We start from the raw sequence: 23720 nt of genomic DNA on the forward strand, positions 1-23720 counted from the left end.
CAGGGCTTAAGGTAGTTCCCATTTTTTTGCGGTAAGCCCCAATCCCGTGGGAGCAAGGCTTGCCCGCGATGAGGCCCTAACAGGCAACACAAGAAACAGCATCTGTACCCGAGCACTTAACGCGCTGCCTGCCTGGGCAACGCGGATCCATAAAAACAAAACAGCGAGGTGAAAGCATGTCTGGCAATCGTGGTGTGGTGTATCTCGGCGCTGGCAAGGTCGAAGTACAGAAAATCGACTATCCGAAAATGCAGGACCCGCGCGGCAGGAAGATCGAGCACGCCGTCATCCTGCGTGTGGTTTCCACCAACATCTGTGGTTCCGACCAGCACATGGTGCGCGGTCGTACCACCGCTCAAACCGGTCTGGTGCTGGGTCACGAGATCACCGGTGAAGTGATCGAGAAGGGCCGCGACGTCGAAAACCTGCAAATCGGCGACCTGGTATCCGTACCGTTCAACGTGGCTTGCGGGCGCTGCCGTTCCTGCAAGGAAATGCACACCGGCGTGTGCCTGAGCGTTAACCCGGCGCGTCCGGGCGGTGCTTATGGCTATGTGGACATGGGCGACTGGACCGGTGGTCAGGCGGAATACGCCATGGTGCCGTACGCCGACTTCAACCTGCTGAAACTGCCTGATCGCGATCGCGCGATGGCAAAAATCCGCGACCTGACCTGCCTCTCCGACATCCTGCCAACCGGCTACCACGGTGCCGTGACGGCCGGCGTTGGCCCTGGCAGCACCGTGTACATCGCCGGTGCAGGTCCGGTTGGTCTGGCCGCTGCCGCTTCCGCTCGCCTGCTGGGTGCGGCGGTGGTCATCGTCGGTGACGTCAATACCGTGCGCCTGGCTCACGCCAAATCTCAGGGCTTCGAAATCGCCGACCTGTCCCTCGACACCCCACTGCACGAGCAAATCGCTGCGCTGCTGGGTGAACCGGAAGTGGATTGCGCCATCGACGCCGTAGGCTTCGAAGCGCGCGGCCACGGCCACGACGGCGTGAAACACGAAGCCCCGGCTACCGTGCTCAACTCGTTGATGGGCGTGGTCCGTGTTGCCGGCAAGATCGGCATCCCTGGCCTCTACGTCACCGAAGATCCAGGTGCCGTGGACGCTGCCGCGAAAATGGGCAGCCTGAGCATCCGCTTCGGCCTCGGCTGGGCCAAATCCCACAGCTTCCACACCGGCCAGACCCCGGTGATGAAGTACAACCGCCAGCTGATGCAGGCGATCATGTGGGATCGCATCAACATTGCCGAAGTGGTGGGCGTGCAGGTGATCAGCCTGGATCAGGCACCGGAAGGGTATGGCGAGTTTGATGCGGGCGTGCCGAAGAAGTTTGTGATTGATCCGCATAAGTTGTTTAGTGCGGCGTAAGGGGTTCAAGGAATAAAAAGCGGCGACCTACGGGTCGCCGTTTTTTTACTTCGTGGATTGTGAGCCTCGTCTTACGCTGTTCTGTCGTTCGGAGAGATCAAGGCTCGTTTGGTTCGCTATTGCATGCGCATAATCTGGCAAGCCTTCATCTACATACTCTAGCAGGGGGTACGAGGTCGCGTCGGTATATGGGGGAAGTGACCCACGCCTGTTTGGCGATCCAACTCTACTCGTAGAGTTGATTGAGTTATTGCTACCAAATCGCGGTGTTAAATCGCGCAAACCTCGTGATGTCCTAGCGTCATATACGTTTGCGTTACTTCTTGCACGCCTATATAGCTGTGGTGAGGTGTTGGGGCTACTGCTCGGAGGTGCAGTTAGTGGTGAAGGAAGATCGGCCGCATCAACGGCACGTGCTTCCGTGCCTGCGAAAGCCAACCTGTCTTGCGTCGTCCACGCTGGAGTTTTCGAGTTTGGATGGGGATGGAGCGATCTTGCCATTGGATTTCGAAACTGTCCTTCTGCTCTGGAAAAGACATTGGGAGAAGTTTGTGTTGGAGGACTCATTAACCCTATCGAACGTAGAAATCTTTTCAGCAAGACTGGTGTATGCCCAGTGGGGTCATTTTGATTCACCGGATCTCCCACGCAATACGCATACGCATTCAGCCCACCACCCCCAAACGGACTCCAACTATCCGGACTGGTAAAGCACATCAACACCGGATTAAACGGCCGATATCCATTTCCCAACAAATACCACCCCGTCACCGGATCTGGCCGTTCGCCGTTGAAGCCGAGCAGGCTGAGCAAGCCGTTACCGAGCGGGCGATGACCGTAGGGCGTGTAGGCGAGAGGATTGGGGCGGTTGGCAGTGAGCACGTTCAGCACTGAACGCTGTTGGTCGGTGGCGAGCAAATGGGGTTCCACCGTGCCGCTCTGGCGCTGTAACTGGGCGAGTAAATGGTCTTCGCTCAGCATGACTGAACGCTGCTCCGCGCCTTCAATTTCCGTGGCCAGGAGATTTTTCAGGTAGAAGCGTTGGGTGGTGGGTTGCGTCGAAGGAGCGCAATCGACCAGTCGATTCAGCGCGTCGTAGTGGTACTGGCAAAGCAGGATTTCGCTATTGCGTGGCATGGAGCGGACTCCCCGAAACCTCAGTCGATTCAGGGTTTACTCTGGCGCAATCAACCAAAGCTGCCTACTAGCAGAACTGATAGTGTCACAGCGCCGCCAACGCCCCTTGATACAGCACCGGCCCCGTCGGTTGTCCGGTCGGCGACCCCCCCTTGGGTTCAAGGCTGACCGCCAGCGCAATCGGTTTGCCAATCAGCGTTTTCTGCGCGTCATTGAGCTCTACCTTGCCTTTGCCCCCCACCGGAATCACGCCGAGGGAAACCGGTTTGCCATCCGCCGGAATCGCCCAAAGCTCCAGACTGCGTCCCGGATCGATCGCCGCGAGTGTCAGCGGTTCGACTTGCAGGTAGTTCTCGTGAGCCCGAATCCTCAGCGCGGGCTGGGCGTCGGCGCTGACGAGTGTGGCGTTGTAGCGGGCGTCGTCGCGGTTGTAGATCACGCCCAGGGTCACGGCGATCACCAGTGAACAAACTGCCGCAGCCACTCGCAGCCAATTCCAGAACGGGCGCTTCTGCGGTAGATGCAGTTCTTGCGGCTCGATCCGCGCCGTTATGCCTTGCCAGACCCGATCCGGCACAGGCTGCTCGGGTAGTGCGTCGGTCAGGCTTATGAGGCTTTCTTGCCACTGGGCCAGTTCCACACGCAGCGCCGCATCCTCCCGCAGCAACTGTTCGAAACGTCGACGCGCGGTCGGGGGCATCAGGCCGATGGCGTAGTCGGCGGCGAGGGCGCGGCGCAGGGTCGGGGTTTGGTAGTTCATGATTCAAGGCACCTGCGCAGGCGCTCCATGCCACGGCGGATCCACGACTTCACCGAGCCCAGTGGCGCCGCCAGGTGTTCCGCCAGTTCGGCGCACGACAATCCCTGAAAGTACGCGACGGTGATCGATTGGCGTTGCATGCCTTCGAGGCTGTCCAGGCAGCGGTTCAAGGCGCTGGCTTCGCGGGCGCTGTTCAACTGTTCGTCGGCCGAGGGACTTTCATCCACCAGCGCCTGTTCTTCGAGTTCGCCCAACGGCCTGTCGCGATGCTTGCGCAACTGGTCGATGGCTTGATTTCGGGTGATGTTGATCATCCAGGTCAACGGCGCCGACAGGTGCGCCTCATAGCGCGAGGCGTTGTTCCAGATGCGCACGAAACTTTCCTGCAGCACTTCTTCCGCCAGGTCCGGACGCGCCATGAAGCGCAGGGCTACACCGTGCAGCCGTGGACCGACACTGCGGTAGAGCGTCTCGAAAGCGCGGCGGTCGCCCAGTGAGCACTGGGCCAGGAGTTGCCTGAGCTGATCGGCGTCGGCGATGAGGGTCACGGTTTTCCAGGCACACGAGGTGGGTTGTGTGAGGGCTGAGGTTAGTTCACGGCGTGCAGTTGTTCCATTCACGGGCGGACACCTCGGCAAACCCGCCGACCCCGAGGCACGAGGTCGGCGGCAGGGCTCAGCTTTTCGGCATCAGCACTTTGTCGATGACCTGTATCACGCCATTGGACTGGTACACGTCATAAGTGGTGATGTCGGCGACGTCACCTTTTTCATCCTTGATGGTGATGTTGTGCGGGCCGTTCATCATTGCCCACAGTTTGCCGCCAGCAACGGTGGTGAGCTCGGTTTTACCGCCACCGGCCTTGATCTTCTCGGCCAGGGTCGCCATGTCGAGTTTGCCGGCGACCACGTGGTAGGTGAGGATTTTGCTCAGGGTGGCCTTGTTTTCCGGTTTGAGCAGGGTATCGACAGTGCCGGCGGGGAGGGCGGTGAAGGCTGAGTTGACCGGTGCGAACACGGTGAATGGGCCTTTGCCTTTCAGGGTATCGACCAGACCGGCGGCTTTCACGGCGGCGACCAGGGTGGTGTGGTCGGCGGAGTTCACCGCGTTATCGACGATGTCTTTGCTCGGCAGCATGGCTTGGCCACCGACTGTCACGTTGTCGTGGCTCATGGTTGCCGCTTGCAAAGTGTTCAGGGCGAATGCGCCGCCAAGGGCCAAGGTCAGCAGGGTGGCAATGAACGGCGTTTTGATCGAAGTGCGTTTCATGGTGATGATCCTTTTGTGGAGAATCGGCCAGGAATGTCTGTCCGTGCTTGATATACGGGCGTGGGGGCGGACTGGATGCAGCGTCGGAGAATTATTTTTGTACCTGATCCCCTGACCTTTGCAGGAGCGAGCCTGCTCGCGATAGACGCAAGGGCAACACGTTGATTCAGGTAGTACGCGTTATCGTTGACGACCATCGCGAGCAGGCTCGCTCCTACAGGGAGGTTGGGAACAATGTTGGGGCTTATCAGTCAAACGCACAGTTTTTCGCCGCCCATTCTCGGGCGGTTTTCATTGAGGATGTCTGGATGAAGATTTCACGCGGTTTTGCACTGGCATCGCTCATGACTCTGGCGGCCAGCCCGGTTTTTGCCCAGTTCAGCCTGGGCGATGCGGCCAATGCCATTTCCGGGATGAACGGCGGCAACGCAGCCACGCAAGCTGCACCGACATCAGAGACCGCAGACTTGCTGGGCGCTTTGAGCCAATTGAACGTGACGCCGGAACAAGCCATCGGCGGCGCGGGGGCGATGCTCGGTTTGGCGAAGAATCAATTGAGTTCGACCGACTACTCGGAACTGGCGAAAAGCGTGCCCGGGATCGACATTCTCTCGGGTGGTGGTGAACTGGGCGCGCTCGCCGGTTTGCTCGGGGCGAGCGGCAAGGCTGCGGGGCTGGATAACGCCTTGGGCAACGTCAAGAGCACCAATGACCTGAACAATGCCTTCACCACGCTGGGCATGGACAGCGGCATGATCGGCCTGTTCACCCCGGTGATCCTGCAATACCTTGGTCAGCAGGGCGTCGCGGGTCCGCTGCTGCAAAGCCTGGGCGGGATCTGGGGTGCCGGAACCGGCAGCTGATCAGCGACTTTCGGCGCGCAAGGCGTCGATGCGCAAGTCCTTCTCGGTCCAGAGCTGGTTGACCCAGTTCTGGACCGTTTCACGAAACAGCGGATCGTTTTCGTAATCGCCCTGCCACAGCGCCGGGTCGAGTTCGCGGGTCTTGATGTCGATGATGACCCTCGGCACGTTGCCGCTGATCAAGTCCCAAAAACCCGGAATCTTTTGCTGCGGGTACACGACCGTTACGTCGAGAATTGCATCCAGCTGCTCGCCCATCGCCGCCAGCACGAACGCCACGCCGCCCGCCTTGGGTTTGAGCAGGTGGGTGAATGGCGATTGTTGCTGGGTGCTCTTGGCGCGGGTGTAGCGCGTGCCTTCCAGGTAATTGACCACGGTCACGGGCTGGCGCTTGAACAGCTCGCAGGCTTGTTTGGTGATCTCCAGATCCTTGCCGGCCAGCTCCGGGTTTTTCGCCAGAAACGCCTTGGTGTAGCGCTTCATGAACGGGTAATCCAGCGCCCACCACGCCAGGCCCAGAAACGGCACCCAGATCAGCTCTTTTTTCAGGAAGAATTTGAAAAACGGCGTGCGCCGGTTCAGCGTCTGGATCAGCGCCGGGATGTCGACCCAGGATTGATGGTTGCTGATCACCAGATACGAAGTGTCGCCGCGAAGATCGTCACCGCCACGAATGTCCCATTGGGTGGGAATGCACAGGCGGAAGATCAACTTGTCGATCTCGGCCCAGGTCTCGGCGATCCACATCACCGCCCATGAGGCGTAATCACGAAAATGGCCCGGCAGGACCAGTTTGAGCAGGGCAAACACCATCAACGGCCCGAACAGGACCAGGGTGTTGAGCAACAGTAGCAGGGTGACGAAACAGCCGGTGAACAGGCGGCGCATGGGTAACTCTTGGAAACGTTTGGGCGCGCCATGATAAGTGGCTTCGGGCGGCAGGCCAAATCGGGGGTGACGAATGTTTCACGTTTGTGGCGGTAGGCTGGAGTGAAGATGCCATGTGCAGATGCTCGGGTGACTGTACAGGCCTCATCGCGGGCAAGCCCGCTCCCACAAGTTTTGTGTGCGCCCCGGAACCCTGTGGGAGCGGGCTTGCCCGCGATTCGGTCCCAAGAACGAACGAATAGCTGCCTGACTGTCTAAAATCCCGCTGCCCATCTCTCAAGGACAACGATCAAGTGAAATCCCTCCTCGCCCTGCTGTCCCTCCTCGCCCTGCCGGTCCTTGCCGCCGAGCCCACCCTGTACGGACGCTACGAATACATCGCCCTGCCGGAAATCGGCGGCGAAGTGCTCAAGGCCAAGATGGACACCGGCGCCCTGACCGCGTCGCTGTCAGCCAAGGACATCGAAACCTTCACCCGCGATGGCGAAGACTGGGTACGTTTCCGCCTCGCCACCAAGGACGCGAGCAACAAGGTGTATGAGCACAAGATCGCGCGGATCAGCAAGATCAAGACGCGGTCCGAAGAGGACGAGGATGAAGCAGCAGCGCCCACCAAGCGGCCGGTGGTTGATCTGGAATTGTGCCTGGGTAACGTCAAGCGCACGGTTGAGGTGAACCTGACGGATCGCAGCAGCTTCAACTATCCGTTGTTGATTGGGGCCAAGGCGTTGCGTGAGTTTGGGGCGGCGGTGAATCCGGCGAGAAGGTTTACGGCGGATAAGCCGGATTGTTGATTGTTGATTGTTGATTGTTGAGACTTGCAGATGCTAACGAAGTAGGTTGATACCTGTATGCGTCCGGATGTAGTTGGCCCGTCTGATTTCTTGTACGTCAGCGAGAATGGACAATCTGCGACCATCTCCAGGAATTTTTTGATTGCGAAAGGCTGCCACATTCCTGAAGAGGGATATCGATACGTCGAAGTGATGGACATCTAGCTGACCAGCATTCGTCCATCGAGGCGTCCCGACATCAGGCACAAAAACATTCTGATTTTGACGTAGAGGGATGAACGGATAGTTCTTCAACGCATCACCATAGTGGTTGGCACTTATGGTCATATCAGGAGTATTTACTCGGTTAGTATAGTTTCCGATGATTTCAGCGATTGGTTCGTTGGTATTAATTCTTGCGACTGCATTATTGATTTCGGCGATTTTCGTCGCGGATGACGCGGTAGTTGAGCTTCCAGATGCTGGTGTCACAGCTTCTATTGATGTGGAAGAAGCATTGGCTGCCCGTCTGCCATGTTTGCTAATAGATGCTGATTTGGAGATGACTTTCGACTGTTTGGATATCCCCATTCCAGTGCTCTTTAGCGCAGTGTTCAGCCCAAATACGTGCCCTGTCGGATCGCTGCGATTTCTGGGATCCCCCCCGCAATACGCATAGATATTCAAACCCCCCTCCCCAAACGGACTACAACTATCCGGACTGTTGAACCGCATCAACACTGGATTGAACTGCCGATACCCTCTCCCCAAGTGATAATGCCCCGTCATCGGATCCGGCAGTTCGCCGTTAAACCCAAGCAGGTTAAGCAAGTCACTTCCCCGAGGGCAATGACCATAGGGTGTATAGACGATAGGATGAGGTTGACTCGCAACAAGGGCATTCAACACCGAGTTCTGCAGATCGGTTGCCAACAGAATAGTTTTGCTTGAATGCGTAGGCATTAGCTGAACTCCGAACAAAGTCCATGAGGTGGGTGACTTAGCATCGGAGATTTCTCAGCTATTGCCTACTATCAGAACTGCTAGTCCTGTGCACTTGCAGATTTCAAATTTTCGGCATCGTCGCAATCATCGAAGGCCGCTGACTCACCTCGAAATACCACGCCGCCAACTGCGGATTCGCCTCACGCCAGTCCAGGTCCGGATGGCGCAGATCCAGATACCCCAACGCACACGCGACACTGATCGCCGCCACATCGAAATGGCTGGTCAGTTCGGCAATCGCGTCTTTTTCCAGCAGCGCCAGGGTGCGGCGGATTTTGTCGCGTTGGCCGTCGAGCCAGGCGTCCCAGTGTTTTTCCGGGGCACGCAGGGCGACTTCGTAGCGCACCAGTACGGCGGCATCCATGATGCCGTCGGCCATTGACGCCAGTGTCATGCGCCGCCAGCGGGCGGAGCCTTCGCGGGGGATCAGCGGGTTGCCGACGTGCTGGTGGTCGAGGTAGTCGAGGATCACCCGGCTGTCGTGGATGACGTGGCCGTCGGCCAGGCGCAGGGCGGGGATTTTGCTCAGGGGGTTGTCGTCGATCAGCGCCTTGTCCGGGTCGACCGGCGTGAGCACGCAATTCTGCAGGGCCACGCGGTCCTGTTGACCGGTTTCGTGCAGCAGCACCATGACCTTGCGGACGAAGGGAGAGAGGGAATTGTGGTACAGGGTCATGCTCGGGGCGGACATGGCAGCGTCTCGATCGGTGGCGGAGTCGAGGCAGCATAGCGTGTTGAGGCGATTGCTCAATATCCCAACGAATGCAGACTCTTGTAGGAGCGAGCCTGCTCGCGATGGTCGCCAACGATGACGCTGGAGTCCTGACACCCCGAGGCGCTCTCAGGTGCATCGCGAGCAGGCTCGCTCCTGCAGGGATCAGTGGCGTTGCAGGAGGCCGCGCAGGGCGAGGACGGCGGGGATGCCCAGGCCGAGCCAGCTCAGGGCGTCCCAAATGCCATCGCCGAGCAGCGCGGCGAACAGTCCGGCTGCAGTAAACAGGGCGATGACGGTGGGCGTGCCGAAGACCTTCCAGAAGTTCGATTGTCGTGGTTTCATGCCACGCTCTCCGCTTTTTCCAGCACGGGTCTCGCCGCCTTGCGCCGCACCACCCACAGGTAAACGCCACTGCCGAGCACGATGATGGTCAGCACATCCAGGGTGGCCCAGAGGATTTTCATTGGCATGCCGCCGTAGTCACCGAAATGCAGTGGCTGCGACATGCCCATGGCGTCCATGTACCACGGGCGCTCGGCCACGGCGGTGACTTGCAGGGTGCTGGCGTCGATCAGCACCGGCGTCAGCAGGTGTGACGTCAGGTGCGTGCTGCCTTTCATGAACACCGCATAGTGATGCTCACTGGAAAAACGGGTACCGGGAAAGGCGATGAAGTCGGGTTGCATGTCCGGCGCAACGTCCCGGGCGATGTCGAGCAAACGCGTGGCCGGTGCCAGATGCGTCAGCGGCGGCACGTCGCGGTAGGGCGCGACCATGGCGCTGAGGCTGTCGTTGCGCCACGCGGCGATCAGCAGGTCGGCGCAGGCACTGATGACGCCGGTCACGCCGACCACCAAGGCCCAGGTCAACGTCACCACGCCTATCAGGTTGTGCAGGTCGAGCCAGCGCAGGCGGGTGGATTTGTCCTGGCGCACGGTGGCGAAATTCAAGCGGCGCATGAACGGCAGGTACAACACGGTGCCGGAGATAATCGCGACGACAAACAGCACACCCATGAACGCCAACCACAACTTGCCCGGCAGTTCGGCGAACATGTCCACGTGCAAGCGCAGCATGACCATCATGAAGCCGCCATTGGCCGAGGGCATCTCCAGCGCTTCGCCGGTACGGGCGTCGAGCATGAAGGTGTGGGACGAGTTCGGCTCGGTGCCGGCGGTCGCCGCCATGATGATCAGCACGGCATTGGGCTCGTCGTCCTCGAAGCCGAAATACTGCAGGACTTCGCCCGGGCGATGTTTCTCGGCTGCCGCCACCAACTGCTGCAAATTCAGGCGCGGAGTGTCCGCCGGCATGTCCTTCACATCAGGCGCATCGCCCAGCAGATGGTCGATCTCGTGGTGGAAGATCAACGGCAGGCCGGTCACCGCCAGCAGCAGCAGGAAAACCGTGCAGATCAGGCTGGTCCAGGTGTGGACGAAGGACCAGCGGCGAATGGTTTTGCTTTTCAATATAAAGCCTCCAGAAATACCAAAGCCGTCCTCGAAGGACGGCCTGGGTACCGGGCGTGTCAGATCAAGCCGTTACCACTTGTAAGTGGCACTGGCGACGACACTGCGTTGGTCGCCGTAGTAGCAGTAGAAACTGTCGCAAGTCGAGATGTAGTCCTTGTCGAACACGTTGGTCGCGTTCAGCGCCAGCGAGGCGCCTTTGAGGCTGTTGTCCAGGCGACCGAGGTCGTAATGGACCGCCGCATCGAACACGGTGTAGGCGTTTGCCTTGCCCAGCTCGGTGTTGGCTTGGTCGCCGTAGGTGTTGCCGGTATAACGGGCGCCGGCGCCGAGGCCGAAACCGTCCAACACGCCGTTGTGCCAGGTGTAATCAGCCCACACCGAGGCCAGTTGGTTTGGCATCAGTTGCAAGCGATTGCCTTTGAAGGTGCCATCCTGGACTTCGGATTTGGCCAGGGTGTAAGCCGCGATGAGCTTGAGGTTTTCGTTCACGTCGGACACCGCTTCCAGCTCCAGGCCTTTGACTTTCACTTCACCGGTCTGGCTGGTGATCGAGACGCCGTCGGCGTTGGTGGTGGTGACGGAAACGTTTTTCTGGGTCAGGTCGTACACCGCCGCAGTCAGCAAGGTATTGCTGCCAGGTGGCTGGTACTTGATGCCCAGTTCCCACTGTTTGCCTTCGGTCGGCTTGAACGAGTCGGTCGGCGAGGCCGTGGCATTGCTGGTTGGCTGGAACGACTCGGCGTAGGACAGATAAGGCACGACACCGTTGTCGAACACATAGCTGATGGCGGCGTTACCGCTGAAGTTCTTGTCGCGCTCAGTGTTGGTGGCGTCGGCGTGGTTGAAGAACTTGGTGCCGGTGTGCACCCAGTCCTCGCGGCCACCCAGGGTCAGGCGCCATTGGTCGAGGGCCATCTGGTCCTGGACGTACAGGCCGGTCTGATGGGTTTTCTGATCGTAGTCATAGAACGCCGAGGAGCGTGGCGGACGAACGATCGGCTGTCCGTAAATCGGGTTGAGTACGTTGGTGGTCAGGCCATCACCGAAGATCGACGTGAAGTTAGTGTTGTTGCGCTGGTGATCGAGGCCGATCAACAGGGTGTGCAGGATGTCGCCGGTGGCGAAGTCGCCCTGGAAGTTGTTGTCCACGGCGAACTGGCTGATGTCCTCGTCGACACTGGTGCTCGTGCGGCCAACGTTGCCATTGGCGTCGACCTGGGTGAACGGATAGGCGCCGGGCGTGAGGGCCTGGAAGGACAGGTCCGTTTTGGTGTAACGCAGGTTCTGCCGGAACTGCCAGACATCGTTCAAGCGGTGCTCGAAGGCGTAACCCAGGGCGTAGTAAGTGCGGTCGTAGAATTCCCAGTCCGGGTCGCCCAGGTTTTTGTGGTGGGAAATTTCACCCAGTGGCGAATGGATACGGGTGCCCTGGATCGGCAGGAACTGGCTGGTGATGCCGGTATCGTCGCGAGTGAACTGCGTCAGCAGGGTGAACCGGGTGTCTTCGTCGATGTTCCAGGTCAGGCTGGGTGCAATGTTGTAGCGTTTATTGTCGATGTGGTCGATCTGGGTGTCGCTGTCGCGTACCACGCCGCTCACGCCATAGAGGAATTGACCGTCCTCGTCGATCTTGCCGGTGCTGGCGAAGTTGATCTGGCGGTAATTGTCGCTGCCGTATTGGAGCTGGATTTCATTGCTCGATTCAGCACTGGGACGGCGGCTGACCATGTCCAGCAGGCCGCCCGGAGGGGTCTGGCCGTAGACCGACGAGGCGGGGCCGCGCAGCAGGGCGAGGCGGTCCAGGTTCCAGGTTTCCTGTTTCGGGTTGGCGTACACGCCTTTTGGCAGTGGCAGGCCATCGAGGAACTGGGTCGGTTCAAAGCCGCGCACGCGCAACCAGTCGGCACGGGTGTCGCTGCCGAAGCTGCTGGCGGTGATGCCGGGCATGTAGCGCACGGCGTCGTCGAGGTTGTGCACACTGCGGTCGTCCATCTGCTCGCGGGTCGCGACCGAAATCGAGCGGGGTACTTCGACCAGCGCCGTGTCGGTCTTGGTGCCGGCGGCGGTGCGCTTGGCCACATAACCTTCCACCGGGCCCCAGGCGCTTTCAGTGCTTTCCACGCCGATCACGCTGGTCGCCGGCAGGGCCATAACGCCCTCGGGCACGGCCACCAGGGTGTAGGTGCTGCCGCTCTGTTCCAGCTGCAGACCGGTGCCGCGCAAGGCTTCGCGCAGGGCGCCGGGCGCATCGAACTGGCCTTTGACCGGGGCGGACGTCTTGCCCGCAGCCAGGGAAGGGTTCAGCGACAGCGCCAGGCCGGCCTGACTGGCGATCTGGTTCAGGGTGCTGGCCAAAGGCGCGGCGGGCAGGTTGTATGCACGAACGCTGGATGCCTGTTCAGCGGCGATCAGTTGGCTGCTGGCCAAAGGGGTGCAAAAGGCTATGGCAACCGCCAGCAAACTGGGGCGCAACAAGGTGTTTAGCGAACGGGACATACAGCGGCTCCTGAAAGGGAATACTTCTCAATTGCCTGTGTGCCGGACGAGAATCAAAAAGTGATAGGGGTGGATGAAAATAATTTCGATTCAGTATTTTTAATAAGGCTGATGGCCCCATCGCGGGCAAGCCTTGCTCCCACAGATTTTGTATTGACCAGTCATTGTGTGCACGACCCAACATCCTGTGGGAGCAAGCGATGCGGCGACCCGACTTGCCCGCGATGGCGTCAGTCCAGACACTACCGAATCAGGGCTTGACCTCGGTCTTCGCCGCCACCGTCACCCACCACGGCGTGTGCTGTTCGATCTGCACCGGCAGGGTCGGCAGCAGGGCACTCAAGGCCAGGTTGGTGTCTTTGAGCGGGAAGCTGCCGGTGATCCGCAGGTCGGCCACTTCCGGCGCAACACCCAGGTGCCCACGGCGATAGCGACCGATTTCACGGACCAGATCTTCCAGGCGCGCGTTGTCCACCACCAGCATGCCGCGGGTCCAGGCATCGGCGCCCTGGTTGAGCGCCACAATCGGTCCCAGGCCATCGTTGCTGATCAGCACTTGCTGGCCTTCGCGCAGGATCTGTTCGTCAGGGCTCGATTGCGGATGGGCGGCCACCGCCGACTGCAATACGCTCAGGCGCGTGCCTTGTTCTTCGCGCTTGACCAGGAACCGGGTACCCAATGCGCGCATGCTGCCTTCTCGGGTTTCGACGATAAACGGCCGGGCGTCGCCATGACCGGTCTCGACGAGGATTTCCCCTTCCTGCAGGACGATCAGCCGCTGCTTCTCATCGAAGCGCACGTCCACGGCACTGTGGGTGTTGAGGTTGATCAGCGTGCCGTCGGCCAGGCGAATGGCGCGTTGTTCGCCGGTGGCGGTGCGCTGGTCGGCCAGCCAATAGTCGACCGGCAGGTAACGCTCAGCGGCAAACAGCGCCAGGCCAATCACCGCGACGACACTGGCCAGGCCGCTGCCGAGCTTGCGCACCCGGCGGCGAATGCCTTCACGCGATTGCAGCAGGGCAGTGCGGGCCGGGCCGCTGGCGACACTGAAGCGCTGGTCGAGCATGCCCAACTGGCGCCAGGCCCGCGCGTGTTCTTCGTGGGCGGCGTGCCATCTGGCGAACTCTTCGCGCTCCACCGGGTTACCGGAGTCCAGGGACAATTGCCAGGCAATCGCCGCATCCAGTACTTGCGTCGACACCGGTTTGGAACTGATCGGGTTCATGTCGGCTCACCGTACAGCGCGATGTAGCACTGACGGATGCCCTGGGCCAGGTACTGGCGCACGCGCGGGACCGACACGCCGAGGCGTTCGGCGATGTCTGCATGGCCAAGGCCATCGAGCCGGTTGTAGAGAAACGCCGCCCGGGCCTTGCTCGACAGTGTGCCGAGCAGGCGATCGATGTTTTTCAGGTCTTCGAGGATCATTTGCTGCTCCTCCACCGACGGTTGCTCGGCTTCGGGAATCAGCATCAGTTCGGTGAGGTAAGCCTGTTCCAGCGCGGCGCGACGGAAATAGTCAAACAGCAGGCCCTTGGCAATCGCCACCAGAAACGCCCGTGGTTCACGCGGTTCCTTCAGTTCTTCACGACCCAGCAAACGTACGAAAGTGTCCTGGCTCAGGTCTTCGGCCCGCTGCGGGCAAGCGACATTGCGACGAAGCCAGGCCAGTAGCCAACTGCGATGGTCGCGATACAACGCACCGACGAGCTCACTTTGAGGGCTTGGGATTGACGACACGCAGCATCACCGATTGGGAGATTTTAACTAACGAGAATTGTTCGCGATTGTGGCAGAGGCAGGGGCGGTAAAGCAATTGGCGCTGGTCGGGTGGTTTGTGGGTATTCAAATGGACCGTGTAATCGTTCATCGCGGGCAAGCCTTGCTCCCACAGGGTTTTGCTCTATCCCTGTGGGAGCAAGGCTTGCCCGCGATGAGGCCAGTACAGGCGATGGAGATTCAGAAGGACGGCGTATGCTGCCGCCGCTTCCATTGATTCAATCGCTGCTGCAAATTCAACGGGCTATGCACCTGCTGCTGCCGCGCGCGGCTGAACAGGATCAGTGCCAGTTCGGCGGTGGCCAGGGCGTCGGCACTGGCGTTGTGGCGCTCGAAGACTTGCAGCTTGAACCAGTCGATCCACTCGTCCAGTCCCGCCTCGCGGATATTGGCCTGCGGGCACAGCAACGGTGCGATGTCCGCCACGTCCAGAAAGGCATGCTGCAACTTGTAGCCCAGATGGTCTTTCAATGCGCGCCCAAGCATGTGCTGGTCGAACGGCGCATGAAAGGCCAGCAGTGGGCTGTCGCCGACGAACTCCATGAACTCGAGCAGCGCCTGCGCCGGGTCACTGCCGGCGGCAATCGCGCTGGGCCCCAGGCCGTGAATCAGAACACTGGGGCCGAGTTTGAGTTCGGCACATTGCAGGGTGCGTTCGAACTGCTGACGGAAATCGATCGCACCGTCCTCGATCACCACCGCGCCGATCGACAGCACCCGGTCCTTATGTAGGTTCAGCCCGGTGGTTTCCAGATCGACTACCACCCAGCGTTGTTCGCGCAGGCTGCATTCACTCAGCGCGGTGGCCGCCGGCAAGCGTTGCAGACGTTCTTGCAGTTCAGCGGACAGGCTCAGGGTGGCCGGGCGTAGCCATGAAAACAGGCTCATAGCTGGTAGCTCATAGTTGATACCGCAGGGCCAGGCTGCTTTGCAGGCGCTGTGCCTGGCGCAGGGACTCGCGCAGGATTCGCCGGTCCAGATGATTGAGGCTGTCCGGATCGACCCGGTTGGAGTAGGGCAGGTTCTCGCGGGTCTGTAGCTGATGTTGTTGCATGCGGGTTTGCTGGATGAAGTGATACGCCTCTTCGTACGCCGCGCCATCCAGCGGCTCGATGACCTCTTTATCCACCAGTTGGCGGAAACGCTCCAGCGTATTGTTGGCCTCGATGCCATGGGCCAGGGCCAGCAAGCGGGCGCCGTCGACAAAGGGTGTCAGGCCCTGAATCTTCAGGTCCAGGGTGGCTTTTTCGCCATTCTTGCGCGCCAGCACGAACTCGCGGAAACGTCCTACCGGCGGACGATTACGCAACGCGTTCTCGGCCATCATGCGCTGGAACAGGCGATTGTCGCCCACTTGGTCGAGAATCCCGCGGCGCAACTGTTCGCAGCCCTGTTCGCTGCCCCAGACCACGCGCAAATCGAAATAGATGCTCGAGCCCAGCAAGTTCTCCGGCGTGGCCTCGCGAATAAACGCGGCAAAGCGCCGTGCCCATTCGACCCGGGACAGGCACAGCTCGGGGTTGCCGGCCATGATATTGCCCTTGCAGAGCGTGAAGCCGCACAGCGCCAGGCTGTGGTTGATCTGGTGAGCGATGGGCAGCAGCTTGCCGCGAATCTCGGCTGCATGGGCCGCGTCCCGGGCTTCGAACAGAATGCCGTTGTCCTGATCGGTGTGTAGCGTCTGTTCACGGCGACCTTCGCTGCCGAAACACAACCAACTGAACGGCACGCCGGGGTCGCCTTTCTCGGCCAGGGTCAGTTCGATCACCCGGCACACGGTGTGGTCGTTGAGCAGGGTGATGATATGGGTGATCTGAGTTGAAGACGCGCCGTGGGCCAGCATGCGTTCCACCAGTTGGCCGATCTCGCCACGCAGCGCCACCAGGTTTTCCACGCGCTGGGCGCTGCGGATGGTGCGGGCCAAATGCACCAGATCGACCCGTTGCAGGGAAAACAGATCCCGCTCGGACACCACGCCGCACAAACGCTGATCCTTGACCAGGCAGACGTGGGCGATATGCCGCTCGGTCATGGCGATCGCCGCATCGAAAGCACTGTGGTCCGGGCTCAGGTAAAACGGCGCCTGGGTCATGTGCCGTGCGATGGCTTCATTGAAATCACCGGTGCCATTGGCCACCACCTGGCGCAAATCGCGCAGGGTAAAAATCCCTAGCGGCGCTTTATGTTCATCGACCACCACAATGCTGCCGACCTGCTGCTCATGCATCAGGGTCACGGCCTCGCGCAGTGGCATGGCCGGGTTGCACGTCACCGGATGGCGCATGGCCAATTCACCCAGGCGCGTATTGAGCGAGTACTGGGTGCCGAGGGTCTCCACCGCTTTTTGCTGGACCTGCTGGTTGACCTGATCCAGCAGGCTGCTCACGCCGCGTAGGGCAAAATCACGGAAGGTGTGGGAAATGGCGAATAACTTGATGAACGCCAACTTATTCAGTTGTAGGCAAAAGGTGTCTTCGGCGGCCAGGTGTTCGGTGCGAGTTGCACGCTCGCCCAGCAGCGCGGCGAGAGGGAAGCATTCGCCGGTGGTGATTTCGAACGTGGTTTCGGTGCCACCCTTGGCCGAATGCGGACGCTCGCCCACCACCCGACCCTGCTTGACGATGTAAAAGTGCTCAACCGGGCCATCGGCGGGCTTGATGATGCTCTCGCCGGGGGCATAAAAACGCAGCTGGCATTGCTCGACCAGGTACGCCAGGTGAGCGTGTTCCATCTGGTTGAAGGGCGGGAAGCGCTGAAGGAATTGCAACGTGCCCTGGATGTTCTGCAACACCGCGGTTTTCCCTGCCTGTGTGAAGGCGTCCGCTTTACTCATAACCATTACCGCAGTCTTTTTTGGAGTTGTTGTTGTCGGATGACTCACCCATGGTCGACCCCTGCGGTCAGGGTGCCCATTGGACGTAAGTCTAGGTAGGCAATCAGTGTGATGGAATGTCGGAAAAACCCTACGCAATTGAGAGAAAAATCGCTCTATCCTGCTATTGGAAAAGTATCCGACGAAGTGCACATTGAAGCTCTGCTTAGCGATGTCTCACCACTGTGCTAGGGAATTGTACTGAACATGTAGAGAGCGCCATGTCCGACCACGATATTTTGAGTGACGCCGAGCGCGAGGCGCTCAGTGCCGTCATGCTGGAACCCGACCTGCCGCCGCAACGGGTGCTGATCGTTGACGACGACAAGGACGCCCGAGAGTTGCTGTCAGAAATTCTGGCGCTGGACGGTATTCATTGCATGACGGCGGCCAGCGGCGAAACCGCACTCAAGATGCTGGAAGAAAAACCCTCGATCGGCCTGGTGATTACCGATCTGCGCATGGGGCATGTCGATGGCCTGGATCTGATTCGTCAGGTGCGCGAATCGGTGCGGGCGGCGATGCCGTTCATCATCGTTTCCGGCGACGCCGACGTAAAAGACGCCATTGCCGCGATGCATTTGAGTGTGGTCGATTTCCTGCTCAAGCCTATCGATAGCGGCAAGTTGCTGGGGTTGGTCAAGCATGAGCTTGGCATGGATCCTTAAGGGGTTGACCTGTAGGAGCCGGCTTGCTGGCGATAGCGGTGTATCAGGCGTCATCAGTGTTGATTGATGCGCCGCCTTCGCCAGCAAGCCGGCTCCTACAGGTCGAGACACGCGAACAAAAAAAGCCCTGATCTTTCGATCAGGGCTTTTTCGTGTCCGACATCAGCGCTTACTTACAGGCCATTGGCAGCCTTGAACTCGCGACGACGACGGTGCAGAACCGGCTCGGTGTAGCCGTTCGGCTGTTTGGTGCCTTCGATCACCAGTTCGACCGCTGCCTGGAAGGCAATGTTGTTGTCGAAGTTCGGTGCCAGCGGGCGATAGAGCGGATCGTTGGCATTCTGGCGGTCAACTACAGGCGCCATGCGCTTGAGGCTTTCCATCACCTGATCTTCAGTGACGATGCCATGACGCAGCCAGTTGGCGATGTGCTGGCTGGAAATACGCAGCGTGGCACGGTCTTCCATCAGGCCGACGTCGTTGATGTCCGGCACTTTCGAACAGCCGACGCCCTGGTCGATCCAGCGCACGACATAACCCAGGATGCCCTGGGCATTGTTGTCCAGTTCGTTCTTGATCTGCTCGGCAGTCCACTGCGGGTTCACCGCCAACGGAATGGTCAGGATATCGTCCACCGACGCGTGGGCACGTTTGGCCAGTTCGGCCTGACGGGCGAACACGTCAACCTTGTGGTAGTGCAACGCGTGCAGCGCAGCGGCGGTTGGCGAAGGGACCCAGGCCGTGTTGGCGCCGGCCATCGGGTGAGCGATTTTCTGTTCCAGCATCGCCGCCATCAGGTCAGGCATAGCCCACATGCCCTTGCCGATCTGCGCACGGCCTTGCAGGCCGGTGCTCAAACCGATATCGACGTTGGAGTTCTCGTAGGCGCCGATCCATTTTTCCGCCTTCATGTCCGCCTTGCGCACCATTGGGCCGGCTTCCATGGAGGTGTGGATTTCATCGCCCGTACGGTCGAGGAAACCGGTGTTGATGAATACTACACGCTCGCTCGCCGCCTTGATGCAGGCCTTGAGGTTGATCGTGGTGCGGCGTTCCTCGTCCATGATCCCGACTTTGAGGGTGTTGCGCGGCAGGCCCAGCACCTCTTCGATGCGCCCGAACAGCTCGTTGGTGAACGCGGCTTCTTCAGGGCCGTGCATCTTCGGCTTCACGATGTAGATCGAGCCGGTGCGCGTGTTTTTGCGCGACGTGTTGCCATTGAGGTTGTGCAAGGCCGCCAGGCAAGTCACCAGACCGTCGAGAATGCCTTCCGGTACTTCGTTGCCGTCCTTGTCGAGGATCGCGTCGATGGTCATCAGGTGACCAACGTTGCGCACGAACAACAACGAGCGGCCGTGCAGGCTCAATTCGCTGCCATCGATGGCGGTGTAGGTGCGGTCGGCGTTCATGGTGCGGGTGAATGTCTTGCCGCCCTTGGCGACTTCTTCCGACAGATCGCCCTTCATCAGGCCGAGCCAGTTGCGGTAGATCACCACTTTGTCATCGGCATCGACGGCGGCGACGGAGTCTTCGCAGTCCATGATGGTGGTCAGCGCGGCTTCCATCAGGATGTCTTTGACGCCGGCTGCGTCGGTCTGGCCGACCGGGGTGCTGGCATCGATCTGGATTTCGAAATGCAGGCCGTTGTTTTTCAGCAGGATCGCGGTCGGTGCCGCCACGTCGCCCTGGAAGCCGATCAGTTGCGCGTCGTTGCGCAGACCGGTGTTGCTGCCGCCTTTGAGGGCGACGACCAGTTTGCCGCCGACGATGGAGTAGCGGGTGGAGTCGACGTGGGAGCCGGCTGCCAAAGGCGCCGCTTCGTCGAGGAAGGCGCGGGCGAAGGCGATGACCTTGTCGCCGCGAACCTTGTTGTAGCCTTTGCCTTTTTCCGCACCATCGGCTTCGCTGATGGCGTCGGTGCCGTACAACGCGTCATACAGCGAACCCCAGCGGGCGTTCGAAGCATTGAGGGCGAAGCGGGCGTTCATTACGGGTACCACCAGTTGTGGACCGGCCATGCGGGCGATTTCTTCATCGACGTTTTGCGTCGTCGCCTGGAAATCCGCCGCTTCTGGCAGCAGATATCCGATGTCTTGCAGGAAGGCTTTATAAGCCACGGCGTCGTGCGCCTGACCGGCGCGTTCCTGGTGCCAGGAATCAATACGAGCCTGGAAATCATCGCGTTTGGCGAGTAGGGCTTTGTTCTTCGGGGCCAGGTCATGAATGACCTTGTCGGCACCGGCCCAGAACTGATCGGCGGTGAGGCCGGTTCCGGGAATGGCTTCGTTGTTCACGAAGTCGAACAGGACTTTGGCGACCTGCAGGCCACCGACTTGAACGTGTTCAGTCATTGCTTGCCTCACTCTGCTCAGCTATTTCGCTTTTCAGCTCTTCAATTTAACAATGAAGCCTCTGGCATTTAAACCACAAACCCTGCGACCAGTGCATGCCATTTCTGACGGCTGGGTTGGGACCAATCAACGGCTTTGAGGCCTTGCTGACGGGGCTTTCAGGGATGCGACTGCGCCGGTGGCAGACATCGATCCAACGTTATGTAGTGCGCGCTGCGGCATACTACATGATGAATTGCGCTTGTGAAAATTAGACTATTAACGTCGTTCTGCGACCCCATGACGCATTGCAGTCACGCCGGGGATCGGGATGTTCTCAAAAAACTATGAGATTGTTCCAGCTAAATATAAGAAGTTGTACACGATTTGTTGTTCGCCCACGGATTGGCGGTGCCTTCATTCGCTGGCAAGCCAGCTCCTACAAGGCCTGCGCAATCCTTGTAGGAACTGATTCACCGCAGAAACTTCCCTTGCCTATACTTGGTTTTCCATAACAAAAGTCATGACCAGAGGGCTGCGCCATGGACCACCTCGTACTCACTGTTTTCGCTCCGGACAAGCCAGGGCAGGTCGAGCGCATTGCCCAATGCATTGCCGAGCATGGCGGCAACTGGCTGGAAAGCCGCATGTCGCGCATGGCCGGGCAATTCGCCGGGATTCTTCGGGTGGGTGTACCGGCCGAAGCCTACGATGCGCTGGTCGACGCCCTGAAAGGGTTATCCAGCCAGGGCATTCGCGTGTTGATTGCCGAAAGCAGCATCGAGCAATCGTGCACCTGGAAACCGATTGCCATGGAGTTGGTGGGCAATGACCGGCCGGGGATCGTGCGCGATATCACCCGATTGCTGAGTGAGCAGGGGGTCAACCTGGAACGCCTGGTAACGGAAGTGCGTCCGGCGCCGATGAGCAGCGAGCCGCTGTTTCACGCCGAAGCGATTCTCGCGGTGCCGTTGACGCTGTCACTGGAGGTGCTGCAATCACGCCTGGAAACCCTGGCCGATGACCTGATGGTGGAGTTGGTGCTGCGCAGCGAACCCTGATCGGGTTATCCAAGTTAAACGTGCACCTGCCTGTGGATAACCTGTAGAGACAGCCCGCCAGGCCACATCCGCCGTGGCTTGGCGAGGTTTGATCAAAAAACCGCCAGCATTCAGTGACTTGCGCACAAACGCCGGGGATCACGCTGTGGATAACCTTGGGAAGGAACTCTGCGGACCACGTCAGCCGTGGCCTGCAGGGTTTTGTGCGTTTTTTGATCAGCTGCGACGGCGCAGACTTATCCACGCATCGACGCTGTAAACCGCCAGACCGGCCCAGATAAAGATGAATGCCACTAACGTGCTTGACGACAAATGCTCACCAAACAACAACACGGCCTGCAGCAAGACCAGCGTCGGTGCCAGGTACTGGAGAAAACCCAGGGTGGTGTAGGGCAAATGCCGGGCGGCAGCGTTGAAGCACACCAACGGCACCAGCGTCACTGGTCCGGCAGCCACCAGCCACCAGGCTTCGGACGTGGTCCAGAACTCGGCCTGGGCGCTACTGGCGGTCGGGTTGAGCAGCAACCAGGCGACGGCTATCGGCACCAGCATCCAGGTTTCCACCACCAGGCCCGGCAGTGCCTTGACCGGAGCCTGCTTGCGAATCAGCCCGTAGAAGCCGAAGGTCAGTGCCAATACCAGCGACACCCACGGCAAACTACCGACCTGCCACACCTGTTGCGCCACACCGATGGTTGCCAGGCCCACGGCAATCCATTGCATGCGCCGTAGCCGTTCGCCGAGGATCAACATGCCCAGCAGCACGTTCACCAGCGGGTTGATGTAGTAGCCGAGACTGGCTTCGAGCATGCGCCCGTTATTCACCGACCACACATAGGTCAGCCAGTTGGCTGCGATCAGCGTGCCGCTCAAGGCCAGGATCGCTAGCCGCCGCGGATTTTCTCGCAGCTCACGCCACCAGCCAGGATGCTTCCAGACCATCAGCAACAAGGCACCGAACAGCGCCGACCACAGCACGCGGTGGATGATGATCTCCACGGCGGGCACGTTGGCGATGGCTTTGAAATAGAGCGGGAACAGTCCCCAGATGATGTAGGCGCTCAGGCCCAGAATGTACCCGCGACGCGGGTTGGCGGCTTGCATGCAGAATCCTTGCTTAGGCAGCTAACAAAGAAGGGATTGTAAGGAGATTTTATGTGAAGTGCTGTGTCGCTTTTTTTGTGGGAGCAAGGCTTGTCGGATCGCCGCACCGCCGCGATGGCGATCTCAAGGACTCCATCGCGGGCAAGCCTTGCTCCTACAGGTATTGCGGTGATTAGAAGAGTTTGAGGGGCTCTTCGTTCAGCGCCGCCAACTGTTCACGCAACGCCAATACCTGATCGCCCCAATAGCGTTCGGTGCCGAACCACGGAAAGCTGCGCGGGAACGCCGGGTCGTCCCAGCGGCGGGCGAGCCAGGCGCTGTAGTGCATCAGGCGCAGGGCGCGCAGCGGTTCGATCAGCGCCAGTTCCCGTGGATCGAAGTCGTGGAACTCGTTGTAGCCGTCCATCAGTTCCGACAACTGCCCCAGGCATTCCTGGCGGTCACCGGCCAGCATCATCCAGATGTCCTGCACCGCCGGGCCCATGCGGCAGTCGTCGAGGTCGACGATGTGGAACATCTCGTCGCGGCACATCATGTTGCCGGGGTGGCAATCGCCGTGCATGCGGATGTTCTGGTGCGGCGTTGCGTCGTAGACCTCTTGGACCCGCTTGAGCAGGTCGCGGGCGACGGACTCGTAGGCCGGCAGCAAACTGCGGGGGATGAAATTGCCTTCGAGCAGGGTCGCCAGCGAGTCATGGCCGAAGTTTTTTACCGCCAGGGCTTCGCGGTGCTCGAACGGTTTGGTTGCACCGACCGCATGCAGGCGACCGAGCAGTTGCCCCAGGCGATACAGCTGATCGAGGTTGCCAGGCTCCGGCGCGCGGCCGCCGCGACGGGGGAACAGGGTGAAACGGAAGCCGTTGTGTTCGTGCAGGGTTTCACCGTTGTGGATCATCGGCGCAACCACCGGCACTTCGACCTCAGTGAGCTCGAAGGTGAACTGGTGTTCTTCCAGAATCGCTTCGTTGGTCCAGCGCTGCGGGCGGTAAAACTTGGCGATCAGCGGCTCGGAGTCTTCGATGCCGACTTGATAGACACGGTTCTCGTAACTGTTGAGCGCCAGGACACGGGCATCGCTCAAGAAGCCGATGCTTTCGACGGCATCGAGCACGAGGTCTGGGGTGAGGGTTTCAAACGGGTGGGCCATGCTGA

22 protein-coding genes are annotated in these 23720 nt (G+C 59.9%); 5 read left to right on the top strand and 17 right to left on the bottom strand.

The window, feature by feature from the left end; all coding sequences use genetic code 11:
- The first annotated feature begins 176 nt into the window (after positions 1-176).
- Positions 177-1376 (top strand): formaldehyde dehydrogenase, glutathione-independent, encoded by a 1200-nt coding sequence (fdhA, locus tag GPL81_RS01600; protein ID WP_160104938.1) that lies wholly within the window; start codon positions 177-179, stop codon positions 1374-1376.
- A gap of 45 nt (positions 1377-1421) precedes the next feature.
- On the opposite strand, the gene GPL81_RS01605 is transcribed toward fdhA, so the two are convergent.
- The 4 genes from GPL81_RS01605 to GPL81_RS01620 form a co-directional block, all read right to left on the bottom strand.
- The gene (locus tag GPL81_RS01605) at positions 1422-2513 is read right to left on the bottom strand and encodes an RHS repeat-associated core domain-containing protein (RefSeq protein ID WP_160104939.1); all 1092 of its coding nucleotides are present in this window, start codon (positions 2511-2513) and stop codon (positions 1422-1424) included.
- Between the two features lie 85 nt (positions 2514-2598).
- A complete protein-coding gene (locus tag GPL81_RS01610; protein ID WP_160104940.1) occupies positions 2599-3273 on the bottom strand; it encodes an anti-sigma factor in 675 nt (224 codons plus the stop codon).
- Entirely contained in the window at positions 3270-3893 is a 624-nt protein-coding gene (locus tag GPL81_RS01615) for a sigma-70 family RNA polymerase sigma factor (RefSeq protein ID WP_160104941.1), read from the bottom strand. The genes GPL81_RS01610 and GPL81_RS01615 overlap by 4 nt, the downstream gene beginning before the upstream one ends.
- 55 nt (positions 3894-3948) lie before the next feature.
- Positions 3949-4542 carry a fasciclin domain-containing protein gene (locus GPL81_RS01620; protein WP_160104942.1) on the bottom strand — a complete coding sequence of 198 codons (594 nt, stop codon included), beginning with the start codon at positions 4540-4542 and terminating at the stop codon, positions 3949-3951.
- A 308-nt stretch (positions 4543-4850) separates the two neighbouring features.
- Between GPL81_RS01620 and GPL81_RS01625 the strand changes: the two genes are divergently transcribed.
- The gene (locus tag GPL81_RS01625) at positions 4851-5405 is read left to right on the top strand and encodes a DUF2780 domain-containing protein (protein WP_160104943.1); all 555 of its coding nucleotides are present in this window, start codon (positions 4851-4853) and stop codon (positions 5403-5405) included.
- On the opposite strand, the gene GPL81_RS01630 is transcribed toward GPL81_RS01625, so the two are convergent.
- Positions 5406-6293: an acyltransferase gene (locus GPL81_RS01630; RefSeq protein ID WP_160104944.1), complete on the bottom strand. Its 888-nt coding sequence runs from the start codon at positions 6291-6293 to the stop codon at positions 5406-5408.
- Between the two features lie 293 nt (positions 6294-6586).
- Between GPL81_RS01630 and rloA2 the strand changes: the two genes are divergently transcribed.
- Entirely contained in the window at positions 6587-7087 is a 501-nt protein-coding gene (gene rloA2, locus GPL81_RS01635; protein ID WP_160104945.1) for a retropepsin-like aspartic peptidase RloA2, read from the top strand.
- Positions 7088-7120: 33 nt separating this feature from the next.
- Here the strand turns inward: rloA2 and GPL81_RS01640 are convergent, their stop codons facing one another.
- The 9 genes from GPL81_RS01640 to GPL81_RS01680 form a co-directional block, all read right to left on the bottom strand.
- Complete coding sequence (locus GPL81_RS01640) at positions 7121-8029, bottom strand: RHS repeat-associated core domain-containing protein (RefSeq protein WP_160104946.1); 909 nt, start codon at positions 8027-8029, stop codon at positions 7121-7123.
- Between the two features lie 103 nt (positions 8030-8132).
- Complete coding sequence (locus GPL81_RS01645) at positions 8133-8762, bottom strand: glutathione S-transferase (RefSeq protein WP_160104947.1); 630 nt, start codon at positions 8760-8762, stop codon at positions 8133-8135.
- Positions 8763-8948: 186 nt separating this feature from the next.
- A complete protein-coding gene (locus GPL81_RS01650; RefSeq protein WP_160104948.1) occupies positions 8949-9128 on the bottom strand; it encodes a hypothetical protein in 180 nt (59 codons plus the stop codon).
- On the bottom strand, positions 9125-10255 hold the full coding sequence (locus GPL81_RS01655; RefSeq protein WP_160104949.1) for a PepSY-associated TM helix domain-containing protein: 1131 nt from the start codon (positions 10253-10255) through the stop codon (positions 9125-9127). The genes GPL81_RS01650 and GPL81_RS01655 overlap by 4 nt, the downstream gene beginning before the upstream one ends.
- Before the next feature lie 72 nt (positions 10256-10327).
- Positions 10328-12754 (bottom strand): TonB-dependent siderophore receptor, encoded by a 2427-nt coding sequence (locus GPL81_RS01660; RefSeq protein ID WP_160104950.1) that lies wholly within the window; start codon positions 12752-12754, stop codon positions 10328-10330.
- Positions 12755-13004: 250 nt separating this feature from the next.
- A complete protein-coding gene (locus tag GPL81_RS01665; protein WP_160104951.1) occupies positions 13005-13979 on the bottom strand; it encodes a FecR domain-containing protein in 975 nt (324 codons plus the stop codon).
- A complete protein-coding gene (locus GPL81_RS01670) occupies positions 13976-14494 on the bottom strand; it encodes an RNA polymerase sigma factor (protein WP_160104952.1) in 519 nt (172 codons plus the stop codon). Before GPL81_RS01670 ends, GPL81_RS01665 begins: the two co-directional genes overlap by 4 nt.
- A gap of 219 nt (positions 14495-14713) precedes the next feature.
- Positions 14714-15421, bottom strand: a complete 708-nt coding sequence (locus tag GPL81_RS01675) for a 3'-5' exonuclease (RefSeq protein ID WP_160104953.1) — start codon at positions 15419-15421, stop codon at positions 14714-14716.
- A gap of 10 nt (positions 15422-15431) precedes the next feature.
- On the bottom strand, positions 15432-17366 hold the full coding sequence (locus GPL81_RS01680) for a putative nucleotidyltransferase substrate binding domain-containing protein (protein ID WP_343038515.1): 1935 nt from the start codon (positions 17364-17366) through the stop codon (positions 15432-15434).
- 260 nt (positions 17367-17626) lie between these two features.
- On the opposite strand from GPL81_RS01680, the gene GPL81_RS01685 reads away from it, so the two are divergent.
- Positions 17627-18073: a response regulator gene (locus tag GPL81_RS01685; protein WP_160104955.1), complete on the top strand. Its 447-nt coding sequence runs from the start codon at positions 17627-17629 to the stop codon at positions 18071-18073.
- A 173-nt stretch (positions 18074-18246) separates the two neighbouring features.
- Here the strand turns inward: GPL81_RS01685 and GPL81_RS01690 are convergent, their stop codons facing one another.
- Positions 18247-20424 (bottom strand): malate synthase G, encoded by a 2178-nt coding sequence (locus GPL81_RS01690; RefSeq protein ID WP_160104956.1) that lies wholly within the window; start codon positions 20422-20424, stop codon positions 18247-18249.
- A gap of 521 nt (positions 20425-20945) precedes the next feature.
- On the opposite strand from GPL81_RS01690, the gene GPL81_RS01695 reads away from it, so the two are divergent.
- Positions 20946-21464, top strand: a complete 519-nt coding sequence (locus tag GPL81_RS01695; protein WP_096514609.1) for a glycine cleavage system transcriptional repressor — start codon at positions 20946-20948, stop codon at positions 21462-21464.
- A gap of 216 nt (positions 21465-21680) precedes the next feature.
- Here GPL81_RS01695 and rarD read toward each other — a convergent pair whose 3' ends face one another.
- Positions 21681-22568, bottom strand: a complete 888-nt coding sequence (gene rarD, locus GPL81_RS01700) for an EamA family transporter RarD (protein ID WP_160104957.1) — start codon at positions 22566-22568, stop codon at positions 21681-21683.
- A gap of 172 nt (positions 22569-22740) precedes the next feature.
- On the bottom strand, positions 22741-23715 hold the full coding sequence (locus tag GPL81_RS01705) for a serine/threonine protein kinase (protein WP_096514613.1): 975 nt from the start codon (positions 23713-23715) through the stop codon (positions 22741-22743).
- Positions 23716-23720 lie beyond the last annotated feature (5 nt).

Origin of the sequence: Pseudomonas izuensis (genome assembly GCF_009861505.1) — a bacterium.
GTDB classification, from domain to species: Bacteria; Pseudomonadota; Gammaproteobacteria; order Pseudomonadales; family Pseudomonadaceae; genus Aquipseudomonas; species Aquipseudomonas izuensis.